At 53.4% G+C, this 17306-nt stretch carries 15 protein-coding genes; 5 read left to right on the top strand and 10 right to left on the bottom strand.

What is annotated here, in order from left to right:
- Positions 1-170: 170 nt before the first annotated feature.
- From WA318_RS19420 to WA318_RS19395, 6 genes are all read right to left on the bottom strand, one after another.
- On the bottom strand, positions 171-1019 hold the full coding sequence (locus tag WA318_RS19420; protein WP_336083803.1) for a class I SAM-dependent methyltransferase: 849 nt from the start codon (positions 1017-1019) through the stop codon (positions 171-173).
- A 117-nt stretch (positions 1020-1136) separates the two neighbouring features.
- Positions 1137-1379: a hypothetical protein gene (locus tag WA318_RS19415; protein WP_336083802.1), complete on the bottom strand. Its 243-nt coding sequence runs from the start codon at positions 1377-1379 to the stop codon at positions 1137-1139.
- A gap of 29 nt (positions 1380-1408) precedes the next feature.
- Positions 1409-4624, bottom strand: coding sequence for an ABC transporter transmembrane domain-containing protein (locus WA318_RS19410; RefSeq protein WP_114098218.1), 3216 nt, complete (start codon positions 4622-4624; stop codon positions 1409-1411).
- Positions 4625-4713: 89 nt separating this feature from the next.
- A complete protein-coding gene (locus tag WA318_RS19405; protein WP_258548692.1) occupies positions 4714-5493 on the bottom strand; it encodes an MBL fold metallo-hydrolase in 780 nt (259 codons plus the stop codon).
- 132 nt (positions 5494-5625) lie between these two features.
- Complete coding sequence (locus WA318_RS19400; protein WP_114098219.1) at positions 5626-6444, bottom strand: ion transporter; 819 nt, start codon at positions 6442-6444, stop codon at positions 5626-5628.
- A 131-nt stretch (positions 6445-6575) separates the two neighbouring features.
- Positions 6576-7532, bottom strand: a complete 957-nt coding sequence (locus WA318_RS19395; RefSeq protein ID WP_114098273.1) for an acetyl-CoA carboxylase carboxyltransferase subunit alpha — start codon at positions 7530-7532, stop codon at positions 6576-6578.
- Positions 7533-7691: 159 nt separating this feature from the next.
- On the opposite strand from WA318_RS19395, the gene WA318_RS19390 reads away from it, so the two are divergent.
- Positions 7692-8186: a GNAT family N-acetyltransferase gene (locus tag WA318_RS19390; RefSeq protein WP_336083801.1), complete on the top strand. Its 495-nt coding sequence runs from the start codon at positions 7692-7694 to the stop codon at positions 8184-8186.
- Here WA318_RS19390 and WA318_RS19385 read toward each other — a convergent pair.
- Complete coding sequence (locus tag WA318_RS19385; protein WP_114098221.1) at positions 8183-8551, bottom strand: winged helix-turn-helix transcriptional regulator; 369 nt, start codon at positions 8549-8551, stop codon at positions 8183-8185. The two genes, WA318_RS19390 and WA318_RS19385, sit on opposite strands and share 4 nt — an antisense overlap.
- A 178-nt stretch (positions 8552-8729) precedes the next feature.
- Between WA318_RS19385 and WA318_RS19380 the strand changes: the two genes are divergently transcribed.
- On the top strand, positions 8730-9752 hold the full coding sequence (locus WA318_RS19380; protein ID WP_336083797.1) for a zinc-binding alcohol dehydrogenase family protein: 1023 nt from the start codon (positions 8730-8732) through the stop codon (positions 9750-9752).
- A 100-nt stretch (positions 9753-9852) separates the two neighbouring features.
- On the opposite strand, the gene WA318_RS19375 is transcribed toward WA318_RS19380, so the two are convergent.
- Positions 9853-10767 (bottom strand): LysR family transcriptional regulator, encoded by a 915-nt coding sequence (locus WA318_RS19375; protein WP_336083795.1) that lies wholly within the window; start codon positions 10765-10767, stop codon positions 9853-9855.
- 95 nt (positions 10768-10862) lie between these two features.
- On the opposite strand from WA318_RS19375, the gene WA318_RS19370 reads away from it, so the two are divergent.
- Positions 10863-11702 carry an NAD(P)H-dependent oxidoreductase gene (locus WA318_RS19370; RefSeq protein ID WP_114098224.1) on the top strand — a complete coding sequence of 280 codons (840 nt, stop codon included), beginning with the start codon at positions 10863-10865 and terminating at the stop codon, positions 11700-11702.
- A gap of 62 nt (positions 11703-11764) precedes the next feature.
- Here WA318_RS19370 and WA318_RS19365 read toward each other — a convergent pair whose 3' ends face one another.
- Positions 11765-12751, bottom strand: coding sequence for an HpcH/HpaI aldolase/citrate lyase family protein (locus WA318_RS19365; RefSeq protein WP_114098225.1), 987 nt, complete (start codon positions 12749-12751; stop codon positions 11765-11767).
- A gap of 381 nt (positions 12752-13132) precedes the next feature.
- On the opposite strand from WA318_RS19365, the gene WA318_RS19360 reads away from it, so the two are divergent.
- A complete protein-coding gene (locus WA318_RS19360) occupies positions 13133-14293 on the top strand; it encodes a GGDEF domain-containing protein (protein ID WP_336083793.1) in 1161 nt (386 codons plus the stop codon).
- A gap of 56 nt (positions 14294-14349) precedes the next feature.
- On the opposite strand, the gene WA318_RS19355 is transcribed toward WA318_RS19360, so the two are convergent.
- Complete coding sequence (locus WA318_RS19355; protein ID WP_114098227.1) at positions 14350-14871, bottom strand: glycine cleavage system protein R; 522 nt, start codon at positions 14869-14871, stop codon at positions 14350-14352.
- Positions 14872-15580: 709 nt separating this feature from the next.
- Between WA318_RS19355 and WA318_RS19350 the strand changes: the two genes are divergently transcribed.
- Entirely contained in the window at positions 15581-17236 is a 1656-nt protein-coding gene (locus WA318_RS19350) for a methyl-accepting chemotaxis protein (RefSeq protein ID WP_443082652.1), read from the top strand.
- The last annotated feature ends 70 nt before the right edge of the window (positions 17237-17306 follow it).

The following is a 17306-nucleotide window of genomic DNA, read 5'->3' as shown; positions in this document are numbered from 1 at the left end:
GGTCGAGCCTGTTTGTTGAACTACAAGGAAGCTAACAGCAGTTTCTCAGAGGAGGTCTCCGAACTCTGTCTCAATTGATGCGGTTTTTTCCGCATCACATGGTCAAATCAGAATGTTTTTTCTGCAGATCGGTTTCATCCGCATAAACATCAAAAGTTGTCACCAGAGAATTAATGCGATTTCTTAGAGAAAACAAATTCGTTACAGCCTATTCCGCCCGCGCAAGTGCTAATTTTTTCGAGGTTAAAGTTCTTTGATTTGAAAAAATCAAAAATTTCTTCCGGCTTTGCAACTTCAAATGGATAACCGCCAACCCAGTCAATCGCATCATATACAGGTGTCATGCCGCGGTCTTTTTTGTATTCATTCCACGTCTTCAATGGATTGCCTTTGAACGTATCAATGATTGTTCTAGGTCCCCAAAGCCGTAAGATGCAAATTGCCAATATCAGCGTTTTTATTGGTTTTGGTGATACGCAATAGGCTTTTTTGATTTTAGCCCAAATCACAGAGCTGCGCCCTTGGTCATTGTATAAGGCGATGAACATTTTTCCATCAGGTCTTGTTAGAGGATGGATCAGACTTAAAGCGTTCCACATCTCTCCTGTGTGGTGAAGGACGCCCCAGCTGTAGACGATGTCAAACTGTCCAATAGAATTAATATAATCTGAATCTAGTACGGAGCCTTGCTCAATTATCCATGTTTCATCATTCGGGAAGAATTTTTCTTTTAATACCAGAGCACAGTTTACTGAGTTCTGATCATAATCGAATGAATGAACTGTGGCGCCCAATCTTCTCGCTGCGAGTGAAAATAAACCACTTCCGCAGCCGATATCTAGAAATGTCTTTCCAGACAAAGTTTTCAAGCTGAGCATTTGTTGAAGAGATTTTTCCGCCTCCTGAATCCTCACTTCAGAAATATGCCTCGAAAAGTTCTGCCAGTTCTCGCCGAATGCAAAACGATCACCTTTGGATATCTCTGTCTCAAAGGACTGTTTTTTTTCAGATTTGTGCATTGTGAACTCGATACTGTCATTCGGGAAAATCTTCAGAAAAATTATGAGCGCTAGATATCACAAAATAATTCAGACAGTGCAAACTGAAAATCACTGTGTGCTGAGGAGCAAGCCTAGCTATTCCAGTATATTCAGATATTTCTGCATTTCACGTTTCTGGCGGCGCTTTTCCATGATGGTCCGAATAATGATCACGGCAAAAAACAGCACAACGATGCTGGTCGACATCGGAAAGGCAAAGGGAATTCCGACGACAAACAGCAACGCCCCCAGAATGCTGCCGCCAAGAATGGCAATAAACCCGCCAAGCATGACAATTGCGAGAATGGCAGCAAGCAGAATGGAGGCGACTTTATTCATATCAAAATTTTCGGACCCGCATATGACCGTTAATCGTTGTGCCGGCTGGTGAGCTGTCTGGTGGTTTGGTCAAGTCTTTCGGCCAGAACACGGATCAGCTGAACCGCTACCGCCTGATCCTGTCGAACCAGGCCGAGGAACTCGGTTTTATCGAGTTTAAGGACGGTCATGTCGTCGACCGCACGGATGGTTGCAGACCGCGGGGCGTCGACCAGAAGGGCAATTTCACCAATGACTTCCTTGGCGTGAACATCGCGCAATTTCAATGTCTGATGTTCTTCTGTGGTCAGCCAGATTTCACCGCGCCCCGATATGACGATAAAGGCGGCATCGCCGGGGTCGCCCTGTTTGACCAGAACCTCGCCATGTTTGAAGGTCAGGCGCGGGCTGGTAAAGGCCAGAAGTTTGATGACGCTCGGGTCCAGACCGGCAAACAGCGGAATGGTTCGAAGCAGTCTGACCTCCTGATCGATGTTGCCATCCATAAAGATGGCGGCATCATCTTCGGCTTCGGTGGTCTCGCTTGTTCCGTCTTCGCTGTGGCTGCGGCGTTTGACCAGCTTGCCATTCGACATATGCAGGAATGTGTCGAACTTTTCATTGTCCTGATCATCACCATCGACCCAGATCAGACTGGTATTGTCATTTTCACCGGTCAGATAATTGATAACACCTTCGCGGGTTTCACGATCAAGGGCAGAAAGTCCTTCGTCCACGACGAGAAGATCCGGGTTTTTTATAAGGGCACGGACGAGAGCGATTTTCTGGCGCAGGGTTTGTGACATGCGACTGCCGCCGACCCCAACCTGACTTTCAAGGCCGAGCGCGACCAGGCCTTCATAAAGGCGGCCTTCATGGGCAATTTCAAACAGTACCTCGCCAACACGTTCTTCCGAATGGGCTCGGCCATAGGCGAAGCGACCAAACAGAAGGTTGTCGATGATGGGGGCGGCGGGGGCATAGCCGTCTGCTTCGAAGAAGTCGATATGTTTGGACAGTTCTTCGGGCAGATTGGCCCGAATTTTCGGTCGCGCCTTAAGGACAAGATCACGGAATTCATCATCGATGACGCGCAAACGGTGACGTGCCGGTGTGATTTGCATGGCAACATCAATCAGGTGCAGACGGTCTTCGTTACGGATGTCATCAACCGCAACACCATCTGTGCGTTTGAGGATGTTTTTGACATCAGGAATCTCATCGGCCGAGACGAAGCTGTAGCGATCGAAAAATTCGTGTCCGGGGGGAAGGCCGGTAAACAGTTCGATCATAAGATCAAGCGTTTCGCGTCCCATATTGACCATCTTGTCATAGAGGCCATTCTCGCGAAGGCTTTGCTGAATATAGGGATGGGACAGGAATTCAAAGCGCTTGAAATCGGTGCGTGACGGCGAACCGAACATCAGGTTCACGCCAACAGGGGCGTTGTCGTTGTACTTTTCGATGTCAAAGGGTTCGACAAGATCGGAAAGCTGACGTTCGGCAAGGATTGCCTTAAGGCGCGGGCGGACATCAAGAACCGCTTCAACAAGTTCGGGGCGGTCTTCGGCATTGATCCGGCGTGAAAGACCGATGCGATAAATGTCACGATCCAGTCCGACAACTTCAAGCAGACGCAGAAGTTCACTTTGCAATTCGTCGACGGATTTGTAGCCGGGCCCTACATAGTCAATCCACTCGGCTGACGGATCATAAGGGATGTTCCCCGACATCCTGATCTCGTCATACATTTCACGCGTCAGTTTCCACGGCAGTTCCGTGGGATCAGATAGTTCGACAGCCTCAACAAATTTCGGAAGCGGATATTTGAGGTCTGCATCGGCTTGTTGCGCGCTCTGTTCGAGCCTGGAAACCTCTTTGCCGGTTTTTTTCTTTTCTGCCTTCTGGTCAATGATGACCGGGCGATGTTTGAGGCCATAGAACAGGTTGTCAGCAATGCTGCCGTTAAACAGATAGGCATCAGCCCCGACATAGGCGAGGCGTTGACCAATGATCGAAGACGGGAGTGTCGTGGCGTCTAGGTCGCTGAACTGAATGCGTCCGCTTGTCGGATCAAGAATGCGTGCAAGCAAACGCGCGAGCTGTGACTTGCCGCTGTCTGAAGAACCGGTCAAAAGGGCATTGCCCGGCAATGCCATGTTAAAGGACACGTTTTCTACAACGCGGGTGCCATCATCATCAATCCAGGACAGGGCGCTGACATCCAGCGGGCCGGCAAGTGCCGGTGATTGCTTCACGCTCAGTTGATGTTCCGGGCCGAGATCGGGCAGTTCGAACTGTTCATGCAACTGGTCGTATTTGATGTTGGCATCGGCGAGGCGCTGATAATAGGCCAGAAGTTCTTTCCAGGGGGCGGACATGTCCTTGTAAGCGGCAAGGGCTGCAACCAGCGCACCGAAGCTGAGATCACCGATGATCACCAGATAACCGCCAATGGAATAGAAGAAGAACGGCGTGATCTGGGCAATAAAGTTATTGAGAAACTTGATAAAGAATTTGCGGTAATAGATTTCCTTGCGGATATCGAAAATCCGGCCAAGGCGCTGGGTGAAGTGGGTCAGTTCGAACCCGCGGGTATCGTTGGCGCGGATATCGGTGGCGCCACCTACTGCCTCGCCAATATGTTCCGACATCCGGCGCACATTTTGCACGCGTTGTTTGCCAAGCAGGTTTACCCGGCGTTGCAGTTTGGGAATCAGATAGCCCTGCAGCGGATAAAAGGCGACCGCGGCAATTCCCATCAACGGGTCCTGAATAAAGATAAAGGCCGAAATCGTAATCAGAATGCCGCCCTGATAAAGCGGTAGAGAAAATGCCTCGCCAAAGAAGCCGCCCAGTGGCTCGGCCTCGGCGGTGATCATCGAAACGATTTCGCCCTGACTGGTTTTGCGAAAATGCGGTAAGGGAAAACGCAGAACCCGATCAAAAAGCTCATAGCGCATTCGGCGCAACATGCGCTCGGCCATGACACCCTGATAGACATTGATGAAATATTTGAAGCCGCCATTGACGAAAACCAGCGCCAGAAAGATCGCCGAGAGCGCAAACAGATATTCGATCTGGTTCAGGGGAGCGCCAAGAATGTCATAAGGTGCACCGGCCCCGCCAATCGCTTCGTTGACGATTTGTTTGGGCAGGTCGAGAGAGTAATACAGGAACGGAAACGAAAGCAGCGTCACCACTGTCAGGATGATCTGCTGAAGGCGACTATGGCGCCAGATATAGGCAAAGACCGATTTTGGCATTCGCACGTCCCGTATGTTGCATTGGAACTTTATCGTCCCTGTCGCTCGTTTTTATTGGGTAGTGTGCAGATTACGCGGAGCCGGTCCGATCAGCCAAGATCGAAACTCTGTCCCGGCTCAATAAATCCGCAAAATCCATCTGCCTTGGCATCCGGTTTGTCATATGCCTGATAATGATAAAGCCACATCTTTGCTTTCACCTCGGCGGGCAATGTGACCAGTTCGTCATAATGGGCATGCACACCGGAATGTCGTGGCCCCAATTCACAATCCTGAAAAATCATATCTGCTTTACGATACAGCGACATATGGGCGTCAGGATTGAAAATCGCATCTGTTGTCAGGAAAAAGGACTTCTTTTCTCCACGCCCGAACAGGGCATAGGAAAACATCGTGGATTCGTTGGTGACAATGTGTGGGACAGGGATGATATCAAAATGCAGCCCCTGCCAGTCAAAGCCGGTTTTGGCAACAAGCGGCAATACGTCGAAATAGGACGATAACTGGCTGTTGCCGTGATCACTGGTCTCAAGACCGCCACGAAGCGAATGTTCCCACAGGGGGTCAAGCAGTTCCTTGACCGCAAGCAGTTTGGCGCGGTGACCGTCAAAAATGAAATAGTTGGCGAGCGCCATCCATTCCAGACCACCGATATGGTCCGAATGCAGATGGCTGATATAGACCGCGTCAAAGTCATTTGGCATGTAGCCGAGATTGCGCAGCGAGTGGCGCGCATCTGAACCACAGTCAATCAAAAGACGATGCGGTTGTTCGTTACCCGACGGGGTCGTTTCCAGAACCATGTTGCTCTGAAAGTTTTCGGCGGCCATGCAAAAGGCCGAGCCTGTCCCCGCAAACGTAAGCTTCATTCCCCGTTCTCCCGATATTTTGTCGAAAGATTAGACGAGGTACGGGGCGTTTAACCACCCCCTTTTATGAGCAAAGTATCAATTTTTATCGATTGGCGGGCTCTGACCGTCTGTCTTTTAGCTGCTTGCAACTCAGTTTCTTGCGGAATCCTGTTGCGGATTTACCGCGTTTTGCGCGGAGGAAAGTTTGCTCATTTCCTGACGTAATGCGCGGAGTTCCTGCATGATTTCTCGATGATCAAGCTCGATCTCGTCACGGGTCTGCTTTTCCTCGACATCGACATGGGACGACATTGCATCAACCACGATAGCGATGAAGAGGTTCAGCACCGCAAAGGTCGTCACCAGAATGAATGGAACGAAAAACAGCCATGCCAGCGGATAAGACTCCATCACCGGGCGGACAATTCCCATCGACCAGCTTTCAAGCGTCATGATCTGGAACAGGGAATAAAGGGATGCACCGATATTGCCAAACCATTCCGGGAAGCCCTGACCAAACAGCTTGGTTGCCATGACCGCCGATACGTAAAAGACCAGTGACAGCAGTGTCAGAACCGAAACCATGCCCGGGATGGCGCGCATCAAAGCTTCAACCACCTTGCGCATGGATGGCACGGTCGAGATCAGGCGGAATGCACGCAGGATACGAAGGGCACGCAAGACCGACAGTCCCTGGCCTGCCGGAAGCAGGGTGATGGCGACGATGGTAAAGTCAAAAACATTCCAGGCCCGTTTGAAAAATGCCAGTCGATAGACGGCAAGCTTCATCAACAGTTCGATGACAAAGATCGCAACGGCAACCTGATCAAGAAAATGCAGGATCGTTCCGGCTTTTTCCATCACGGTCGACGAGGTTTCAAAGCCAAGGATCACCGCATTCAGGGCGATGACGGCTGTGATGAAGTTTTTAAAGCGGTTGGATTCTACGATCCGGCGAAGAATGTCCATCTAGGTCCTAGCCTCCCGACGAGGTCGGAAACAGGGCGCGTGGGCTGCCGGATGTCACCGACGGACACGTTGCGCCGGATAAAAGGAAAAAGGGCGCAGTTGCACCAGTGCACTGCGCCCTGAACAGGAAATCAGTTCAGGCCTTTGCGACCCATTTCAAGGAATTTGTCACGACGACGTGCCTTGAGAAGGCCGCCTTCGACGCCATCCATGCTTTCGAGTGCCTTGATGATTGCGTCACCAACGCGCTTGCACGCTTCCTTGGCGTTGCGCTGGGCGCCACCAAGCGGTTCAGCAACGATGTCATCAATTACACCAAGCTGTTGCAGGTCCTGTGCCGTGAGGCGAAGGGCCTCGGCTGCGGTTTTGGCTTCGTCACCCGAACGCCAAAGAATGGAGGCGCAGCCTTCTGGCGAGATCACCGAATAGATCGAGTTTTCAAGCATCAGAACGGTATTGGCAACCGCAAGGGCAATAGCACCACCCGAACCGCCTTCGCCGATAATGACCGAAATCAGCGGCACCTTGATATCAAGGCAGGCTTCAATCGAACGCGCGATGGCTTCGGACTGGCCACGTGCCTCTGCATCGGCACCCGGGAAGGCACCAGCGGTGTCGACAAGTGTCACGACCGGAATGTTGAAACGTTCGGCCATGCGCATCAGACGGATCGCCTTGCGGTAGCCTTCCGGACGGGCCGAACCGAAATTGTGCTTTACGCGGGTTTCGGTATCGCGGCCCTTCTCATGACCAATAACCATGACGGTGCGTCCCTGAAGACGACCAAGTCCCCCGATGATTGCAGCGTCTTCGCCAAACTGGCGGTCGCCGGCAAGCGGGGTGAAATCGTCAAACAGGTTTGCGATATAGTCGGTGAAATGCGGACGGTCCGGATGGCGCGCGACTTGCGTCTTCTGCCAGGGCGTCAGCTTTCCGTAGGTGCTTTGCAACAACTTGGTCAGCTTGTCCTGCAAGCGTGAAACCTCGTCTGCGATGTTGACTTCGTCATTGCCCGTCAGGTGACGGAGCTCTTCGATCTTGCCTTCAAGCTCGGCGATCGGTTTTTCAAAATCGAGGAAGTTATGCATCAGGGCATCATATCCGACTGGGAAACAATGGGGCGGAACATAGTTGATCAACCCGCTACGTCAAGCGTTGACCGATAAGCGAACCATATTTTCCGTTTACGTAAGAATTATGGCGTAAGGTTCTCACTTCATGCAGTGATATTTTGCACACGGGTTGCCATGACGTCCAGTATCGAGATCACAGTTCCGCAAGTACCTGAAAACGTTCCGTTTGAACGCCTTGTTGAAATCCTTTTGGCCGCCTTTGCCTTTCAGGATGACATTGTCGACCCGCCAAGTTCTGCAAAATCGGTAACAGTGTCCGAATTACAATGGCGTTTTGCCCGGGACAGCCTGTTTCTGGCAATTGACCCAAGCGGTAAGGTTGTTGGCCAGATTTGGGTCGAGGATATTGGCAAGGATGCCTATCTATATAAATTGTCAGTCGATCCGGCGATCAAGGGCGGCGGAATTGGCAAGGCGCTTGTTGAGACGGCCTGCGATTTTGCTGCAAAGCGCGGCAAGGAAAAGATGCGTCTGCATGTCCGCGTGGAACTGGAAGATAATATCGCGTTCTTCCGGTCGCGCGGATTTGAAATTGCCGGCGAAGGGATCCACGATAGATATGATCGCCCCACATTCTGGAAAATGGCGCGTGATCTTATTGTGGACTAGGCGGTTTCAGCTTCCGGCAAGCGCGGCTTTGACAGGGCAAAATAGGGAACATGGGTTTCGCCCCAGGCCTTGAGCGCCAGAATAATATCGCGCAATGTTTCACCCTTGGCTGTCAGGCTGTATTCGACGCGCGGCGGAACTTCGGCATAGACTTCGCGGTGGACAAGTCCGTCTGCTTCCAGTTCGCGCAACTGGCGGGTCAACATGCGCTGTGTAACGCCCGGCATCATGCGGCGCAGCTCGTTGAAGCGTTTTTTACCGTCAAGAAGATGGAACAGCACAACACCTTTCCACTTGCCTCCAATGGCGTCAAGTGCGCCTTCAACAGGGCAGCCGGGGCTGCGATTTGGCGGGCAAAGCTCCATATAACTTCTCCATACAGGGTCTTCCGAGCAACGCAGAGGTCGCAACAGTCCCGGAATTCTGCATTAGTATACAAAATGTCACTATATGCAGAAATTGTGCGTACTTATGTTCATGGTCATTATGCGTTAGGTCTTTGACATTCACAAATCAAACCTTTGATGAAAAGGACTGCATAAGATGAAAGCCATTGGCGTTTATAAATCCGCCCCGGTCGAAACAGACGGGTTGTTTACCCAGATCGAAACCGATGCGCCGGTCGCCACGGGGCGCGATATTCTGGTTCGGGTAAAGGGAATTGCGGTCAATCCGGTTGATTTCAAGGTCCGCAAGGGCAAGCAGGATGATGGTTCCTTCAAGATCCTTGGTTGGGATGCCGCCGGTATTGTCGAGGCAGTTGGTGAAGACGTGACCCTTTTCCGTCCGGGTGACGAAGTCTGGTATGCCGGTGATGTAACCCGGTCCGGTTCGAATACCCAGTTACAGCTGGTCGACGAGCGTATCGTTGCGCTTAAGCCAAAGTCCCTTGGGTTTGCGGCCGCTGCGGCTTTGCCGCTGACGACAATCACCGCATGGGAGGCAATGTTTGATCGTTTGCTGATTGATCGTGCGGCAGTAGACGCCAACGCATCGAAGTCCATTCTGATTATTGGCGGGGCAGGTGGTGTTGGCTCGATCGCCATTCAGCTGGCGAAGCTTGCCGGTCTGAAAGTGATCACAACGGCGTCACGTCCCGAGACCATCGACTGGGTCAAAAAGCTGGGTGCTGACGCGGTTATCAACCATCGCAACCCACTTGACGAAGAACTGGCGTCTCTGAGCATTGCGAATGTGGATTACATCTTCTGTACGTCGGAAACCGACCAGTATTTCGACGTGATGGCAAAGCTGATTGTACCGCAGGGCCGGATTGTGACCATCACCGAGGCCAAGGAAAATCACAATGTTGATCTTCTGAAGGCCAAGTCCGCCAGCTTCTCCTATGAATTCATGTTTACCCGTTCGATGTTCCAGACGGCAGATATGATTGAACAGCACAAGCTTCTGGCGACAGTGGCCCGGTTGGTCGATGATGGAACCATTACCAATACCGCCAATGAAAGTTTTGGCCCGCTGTCACCGGAGGGCCTGCAGAAAGCACATGCATTGCTTGAAAGTGGCAAGGCAATTGGCAAGATCACCTTTGACGGTATTGCGGACTGATCACCACGCCCGAGAATTTCGGGCGCCGTGAGCTCAAAGGCTTCAGGCCGATCTGCGTGAATGTCGCAGATCGGCCTTTTCCATGTGCAGGAAAGGCCGGTTAACCGGCGGCGGCATCTCCGATCAATGCCGTGATCTGATCCCGGATCCAGCGATGCAGTGGATGGGTTGTGGTGCGGTCATGCCAGATCAGCGCCATGTCAAAGCCGGTGACGGGCAGTGGGGGATCAAATACCCGGATTTGGCCGGTGCGACCGCGGGCAACCCGCCTAGGCACAAGGGCAATCATATCGCTGCGTGCGACGATTTCGGGGACAACAAGAAACCCCGGTGCAGACAGGGCAACATTGCGTTTTCGTCCAAGTGCGGCAAGGGCATCATCCGCAGGCCCCTTGAAGCCGCCGCCTTCGGGGGAAACGACGACATGGTCAAGTGCGCAAAAGCTGTCAAGATCAAGAGGTTTGCTGATTACCGGATGATCGCATCTGGCGATTGCGACATATTCCTCGTGATAGATTTTGCGCATACGAAGCGTTTCAGGCGCAGTTTCAGGCGTCGAGAGCGCAAGGCTGACATCACCGCGCGCCATCTGGGTATCAAGCATGGATGTGTTAATCGTGCGCCATGCGACTTTGATCCCCGGGGCGTCACGCCGTAAAACGTCAAGAAGCGGCATCAGGATCGCGTATTGCACATAGTCACTGGCGGCAATGGCGATGGTGGCGGTGATTGTCGATGGATCAAACGGACTGTTTTCAGCAACGACCCTGCGTACCCCTTCCAATGCCTGATGCAGCGGTTCCTGGAGTTCAAGTGCGCGTTCGGTCGGGATCATGCCACGCTGTGCCGGTAGCAATAACGGATCCCCCAGCAAGTCACGCAGGCGCGTCAGTCGTGTCGAAATCGCCGGTTGACTGAGATTCAGGCGCTTTGCCGCATGTGTGACATTGCGTTCGGCCAGCAAGGTGTCGAGCGTGACCAGCAGGTTCAAGTCAAGCTTGCTGATATCTGTCATGTTTATACCAGATCAAAAATTATTGAATTTCAAAGATAGCAGAACATCAGGCCATGATCACGCATCGAATGTGACCCCTTTGGAAGGACGACCCAATGTCGAATGTCTTGATTGTCCATGCCCATCCCGAACCTGCATCCCTGACCAGCGCATTAAAGAATGTCGCGGTTGAAAAGCTCCGAGCTGACGGACATGACGTGAAGGTTTCTGACCTTTATGCCATGGGATGGAAACCCCTTGCAGATGCACATGATTTTATCGAACGTCACGATCCTGATCGGCTGATCTATGTAGCAGAGTCCAAAAATGCGTATGCGTCGGGCTTGCAGACGGCAGACATCGTAGCCGAACAGGATAAGCTTTTATGGGCGGATGCGGTGTTGTTCAGCTTTCCGATGTGGTGGTTCGGAATGCCCGCCATCCTGAAAGGCTGGGTTGATCGTGTGTTCGCCTATGGCTTTGCGTATGGTGTTGGCGAGCATAGCGAGAAGCACTGGGGCGACCGCTATGGTGAGGGCACCCTTGCCGGACGGCGGGCGATGCTGATTGTACCGATTGGCGGACATTTGCCGCATTACAGTGAGCGTGGCGTCAATGGCAGCATCGATGATGTGTTGTGGCCGATCCAGCACGGCGTACTTTTCTATCCCGGTATGGACGTCATGCCGCCATTTCCGGTTTATAGTACCGATCGTATGGATGAGGACGGGTGGGCAGAAATCGAGACCGCGTTCAAGGAACGCCTCGCAGGTTTGTTCACTGATGAGCCAATTCCCTATCGCACACAAAATGGTGGCCATTATGATGGCAAACAGCGTCTGAAACCGGGGCTGGGTGGCGGATCCGATGGCATCAGCATGCATCTGGTGCGTGAAGGCGATCCTGAAGAAGTCCTGCACGGGCAGGTCAGGCAATCGCGCCGACTGGCATCCTAGATAACACTGAAAAGGGCCGGAGTTTTCCCCGGCCCTTTTGATGTGATCTCTATATGGAGCGTTTAACCCGCGTCGCGTGCGGCGATAGCTTCGGCCTGTTTGACCATGACTTCGGCCTGCTTGATCGAGGCAATGTCGATCAGGCGACCATCTAGGGCAACCGCACCAGCACCTTCTGTCTGCGCCTTTGCCATGGCTTCAAGGATGCGCCGGGCCTTGGTGACTTCGGCCTCTGACGGGGAATAGACGTCGTTGGCAAGGCCGATCTGGCTGGGATGTATCGCCCATTTGCCTTCGCAGCCCAGAACCATGGCGCGCGCGCCTTGCGCGCGATAGCCGTCAGGATCGGAAAAATCGCCAAACGGACCATCAATCGGACGCAAGCCGTTGGCGCGTGCGGCAACGACCATGCGTGCAATCGCATAATGCCACATGTCACCCCAGTGATAATCGCGTGGATTGTCGCCATCCTTGTCGGTCAGAACACCGTAATGCGGGTTCGGACCGCCGATGCCGGTCGTCATGGCCTTGGTGGATGCGGCGTAATCGGCGACACCGAAATGAAGGCTTTCATTGCGCGGGGAGGCGGCGGCAATTTCGTGAATGTTTTGCATGCCAAGTGCGGTTTCGATGATCAGCTCAAACCCGATGCGTTTCTTGCGCCCCTTGGCAGCTTCGATCTGGGTTGTCAGCATATCAAGCGCATAGACATCCGACGCTGTGCCGACCTTGGGGATCATGATCAGGTCAAGCCGGTCACCGGCCTGTTCAAGCACATCGACGACGTCACGATACATGTAATGCGTATCCAGACCATTGATGCGGACCGACAAGACCTTGTCACCCCAGTCAATGTCATTGATCGCTTCGATGATATTCTTGCGGGCCTGTTCCTTGTCACTGGGCGCAACCGCGTCTTCCAGATCAAGGAAAATGGCATCGGCCTTGGATTTCGCGGCCTTTTCAAACAGTTCGATGCGACTGCCGGGAACGGCAAGCTCTGATCGGTTCAGGCGCGCGGGGGCCGGTGTCGGGGTGGTGAAGCTCATGATTACGTTTCTCCAGAACCTGTCATTTCAAGTGGGCATCGCAAGCAAAGCCATGCAATGTCCCTGGCGTATTTTGCGTCCCGTTTTCGGGATCGTACCGTGGCCGCCGTGACAGTTATGTGGCCCGCGATCATTGTGCGTCGCGGTAATCCTGATCCCAATTTATGGTGCATATGCGAATGCTGGCAAGCTTAAAAAGCCTGTGCCTCATTGTGCTTTCGACGCATGGAGGCAAAGTCAGGCGTTTAAATAAGAAAAAGTCGAGATAAGCCTGATAAAGCAATAGCCCCTTAACGGCTCAGCCGTTAGATTACCGCCGATATCCGGGGGTGGTTCCGCATTTGCCCCGATGGTCAAATCAGCAGGTAGAACAAACGACCCATGCGTCGCGCTTATTCCATCATTGTCTCGGCTGGTATGGCACCCGTTCTGATCATGGGGGCCTGTCTGGCTCTGGCGATATCGCCGGGTCTTGTGCCTGGCGAGCTGTCCGGACTTGTCCGGTATGGTCCGTTCTTACTGGCGATGCTTGGCGGTGCAATTGCATGGTGGTTTAACCGTGGGCGTGCGGTTTTTGTCATGTTGCTGTTGCTGATTTGCTATTGGCTTCTGGTGGGAAACGGGGCGGGTTTCTCGCCCGATGGTCTGGCATTTCTTCGCATTGCGACCCTTTATCTGATCCCGATCAATCTTTTGATTCTTGGCTTTACGGCAGAACGCGGGGTTTTGAACCCGCGCGGGATTGCCCGGATGCTGGTTCTGGGATTGCAGATCTTCGTCATGCTGATGCTGGCCGGTCAGCCCGATGTCGGATCGGCACTTCATCATCTGCTCGATACGCGGTTCTTTGCCAGCACCGGTTTGATGGGCGCAATGCCGCATCCCGCGATGGTGGTTTCGTTCGTCGCCATTGTGTTGCTTTTGATCCGGCACAAGCCGTTGGAAACAAGTTTTGCTGCGGCGATTATTGCCATTGATGTGGCAACCGTGATGGGCACCGGCATTATCCAGTATGGATATCTGGCGGCCACCGGCGTTGTCCTGGCGGGATTGGCGCAAGAAGCATGGCGGATGGCATTTGTCGATGATCTGACCGGATTGCCGGGGCGTCGCGCCCTTGGTCATGCGATGGCGGAACTTGGCAATCAGTATGCAATTGCGATGCTTGACGTCGACCACTTCAAAAAGTTCAACGACACCTATGGGCATGATGTCGGTGACATCGTTCTGAAAAAGGTGGCCCGCGAACTGGCGCGAGTTGGCGGCGGTGGCAAGGCATTCCGGTATGGTGGCGAGGAATTCACCGTGGTCTTTGCCGGACGTGGCATCGAGAAGGCGCAGGGGCCGCTTGAAGCGCTGCGCAAACGCATTGCGGAAAACAAGATCGTCATCCCGGAAAAGAACAAGACCGTTTCCGTCACGATTTCGGTGGGCATTTCCGAACGTGATGAGGACGCAACCGATCCGTGGGATGTTCTTAAACGTGCCGACCAAAAGCTTTATGAAGCAAAGCAGGCCGGGCGCAACCGGGTTGTTTCGTAATCAGGGAACCGGCACCCCGTTTGGGACACCGGTTCAAAGTTCCCGGATTTCAGAAGTCAGAGTTCGTCAAACTTGAACAGCAACCGCATCGAGCCCGCCGTATTGGCAAGGGTTGCAAGGCAGTTGCTTGCGCGTTCGGCCGGGATGGCGACAGCAAAGCGTGTCGTGTAAATCCGGGCATCTTTTTCATCGGTTGCCGATGCCGCCATGCGGACAATATTGGCGTTATATTCGATGAAAATTTCCGAAAGACGCGCGATCAGTCCGGGCTGGTCAATGCCGGAACATTCGATCAGGTGAGTGGCACCGGGCGCACCGACCAGTTCCGGGGCAGCAGCGATTGCCTCGACCGAGATATCGGCATTTTCAAGTGACAGTTCGGCAAGGCCGGCGGCACATTCTGACGGTGGGCAATCATCTGGCAATTCACAGCTGGTTTCAAACTTTGCGGTGTTGCCATCCAAACCGAAGGATGTCGGGCCAAGATTTGCACCAATATCAAAAAGCAGTCCGGAAATATCAGAAACAAGACCGACGCGGTCGGTGCAAGAAATCGTTATTCTGGTATTGGCTTTCATGTCGGCACTCCTCGTACATCATCGTGGGGCTTGTCTTGGCCTTGGCCTTGGCCTTGGCCTTGGCCTTGGAAAAAGCATATCACCGGCAAGGCACGACGCCCATTTCTTTTAAAGCCGGTGGATATTCTCGCATGTTAGATATTTGAAAAAGCCCGATATTTCAGGCACTCTATCCCTTGGTATCAGATTGCTCCACCATTTGGCGGGGTAACATCTTCATCCCGCAGGGTGCCTGGCTGGTCTTGGGGCACAAAGGCCGGGCTGCGGATGACAAGGGGGATCCATGAACAATCTCGCACTAGGCGCAAAGATCGCGTTGTTTTCTGCCATTGTGGTTGCACTGGCCCTGGTCATTGTCATTGCACAATCTTCCAGTCGCGCGTTTGATGCTGCACGTAATAGCGGTATTTCACAGATGCGAAGTGAAATACGGTCTGCAGCAAATGACATGTCGGGCGTGGTGGAAGCCGCACTGATCGCAAGTTCCGGTTTTGCCGATACCGCCGCAGCTGTTGCTGAAAACGGCAAGGCCGCAAGCAACAGCGACGGCCGCGAGGTTCTTAGTCAAACCCTTCGCCAGTCGCTTCTTGATCATCCTGCATGGTTTGGTACATGGACTTTGGCCCGCCCCAATGTTTTGGGCGGATCCGATGCGGACTGGGTCGGCAAATCTGGCGGTGATTCTGCGGGGATTTACACCCCTTACTGGGTGCGAGATGGCGAAAATGTCGTCATGGATACCGGGGCCGATTATGATGCGACCGGGGATTTCGGCGAAGATTTCTTTGCGGTTTCCGAAGCAAGCAAACTGCCTGCGGTTCTTGAACCCTATGTCGAGACCCTGAATGACAATTCCGAGGTGGTGATGACGTCGGCGACGACGCCGGTCATTGTCGATGGCAAGGTTATTGCGGTTTCTGGTGTCGATCTTGAACTCAGTGCCCTTCAGAAACGTGTAGCAGAAGAAAAGCCGTTCGGTGTCGGGCGTCTTTGGCTTGTGACCGATACCGGTTCGGTCGTGGCCCATCCTGATCCGGAGTTGCTGGCAGCGAAGCTTGAAGATACCGGTGTGAGCCCTGATCAGGTTGCTACCGCCCGTTCCGAGGGATTTGTGACCGCCGAGCTTGACGGGGTTGAAAGCTATCTGGTGGCGTTGCCTGTGCAGTTCGGCAATGCGCCGCAAATCTGGACGATCATCGGGGCGGTTCCGAGTGATGCTGTTCTTGCCAGTGCCAATGCGGCTGCGCGTGAAGCGATCATTATCGGGTTGATTGTTCTGGCGGCGGCGATTGTTGCAGCCCTTATGGTAGGCAAACTTCAGGCACGCCCGATTTTGAACCTGGCGGCCGTGATGGGCAAAATGGCCGATGGAAATCTGGCAACCGAGATTCCCCATATCGGGCAAAGCAATGAAATGGGCAAGATGGCCGCTGCCCTTGAAAACTTCCGGGACAAATCCTTGCGGGCGAGGGAGCTTGAAGAAGAGGCCGAAGCTGCCGAAAAACGCGCAGAGGAAACCCGCAAGCAGGCAATGATCAAGGTTGCTGATGATTTCGAAGCAAGTTCGGGCAAGGCGGTGGCATCGGTCAGTTCGGCTGCTGCGGCACTGGGTGAAATTACCGAACGGATGGGGCGTCTTGTCGAAACGGCGCGTTCCCGCATGTCGCACGCCACTGGCGGTGCGGATCAGGCCAGCGAGAATGTGCAGGTTGTTGCCTCTGCCGCGGAGGAACTTCTGGCCTCGATTGAAGAAATCGGACAGCAGGTCGCCATGGCCGCCGACGTTTCGCGCGAAGCGGCACAGGAAGCCAGTGCTGCGACGACCAATATCAGCGATCTGGACGGCAAGGCGCGCCAGATTGGCGAAGTCGTGACGATCATTCAGGATATCGCAGCCCAGACCAATCTTCTGGCGCTGAATGCGACGATTGAGGCCGCCCGTGCCGGGGAGGCAGGCAAGGGCTTTGCGGTTGTTGCCAACGAGGTCAAGGGGCTGGCTAACCAGACATCCAAGGCAACTGATGAAATTTCCGAACAGATCAGCGTCATTCAGGGATCGGTAAGTGCGGCTGTCGAAACCATCGGACGTATTGACGAAGTTGTCGGCCGGGTCGAAGGGATTTCAACGGCAATTGCATCGGCTGTTGAAGAACAAAGTGCTGCAACCCGCGAGATCGCCAATAGCGCGGGCAAGGCTTCAGACGGTGTTCAGACCTTTGCCAGCAGCATCGGTGAACTTGCGCAGTCAATCGAGGAAGTTGGTGGTGTCTCGCAGGATGTGCACGGGGCTGCGGTCAATCTTCAGGATGATAGCAGCTCGCTTGAGGGATCGGTTTCGACCTTCCTTGGCGCAGTGCGCAAGTGATTCGTGAGCCGGGAAGCAAGGCACTGTTTCCCGCGACTTTTACCGGAAAAGAACAAAGGCCCGACGGATA

This window comes from Thalassospira sp. CH_XMU1448-2 (assembly GCF_037027285.1).
In the GTDB taxonomy this organism is placed as follows: Bacteria; Pseudomonadota; Alphaproteobacteria; order Rhodospirillales; family Thalassospiraceae; genus Thalassospira; species Thalassospira profundimaris_C.
The sequence above is the reverse complement of the archived record's forward strand: the minus strand, read 5'-3'. Positions and strand labels throughout refer to the sequence as shown.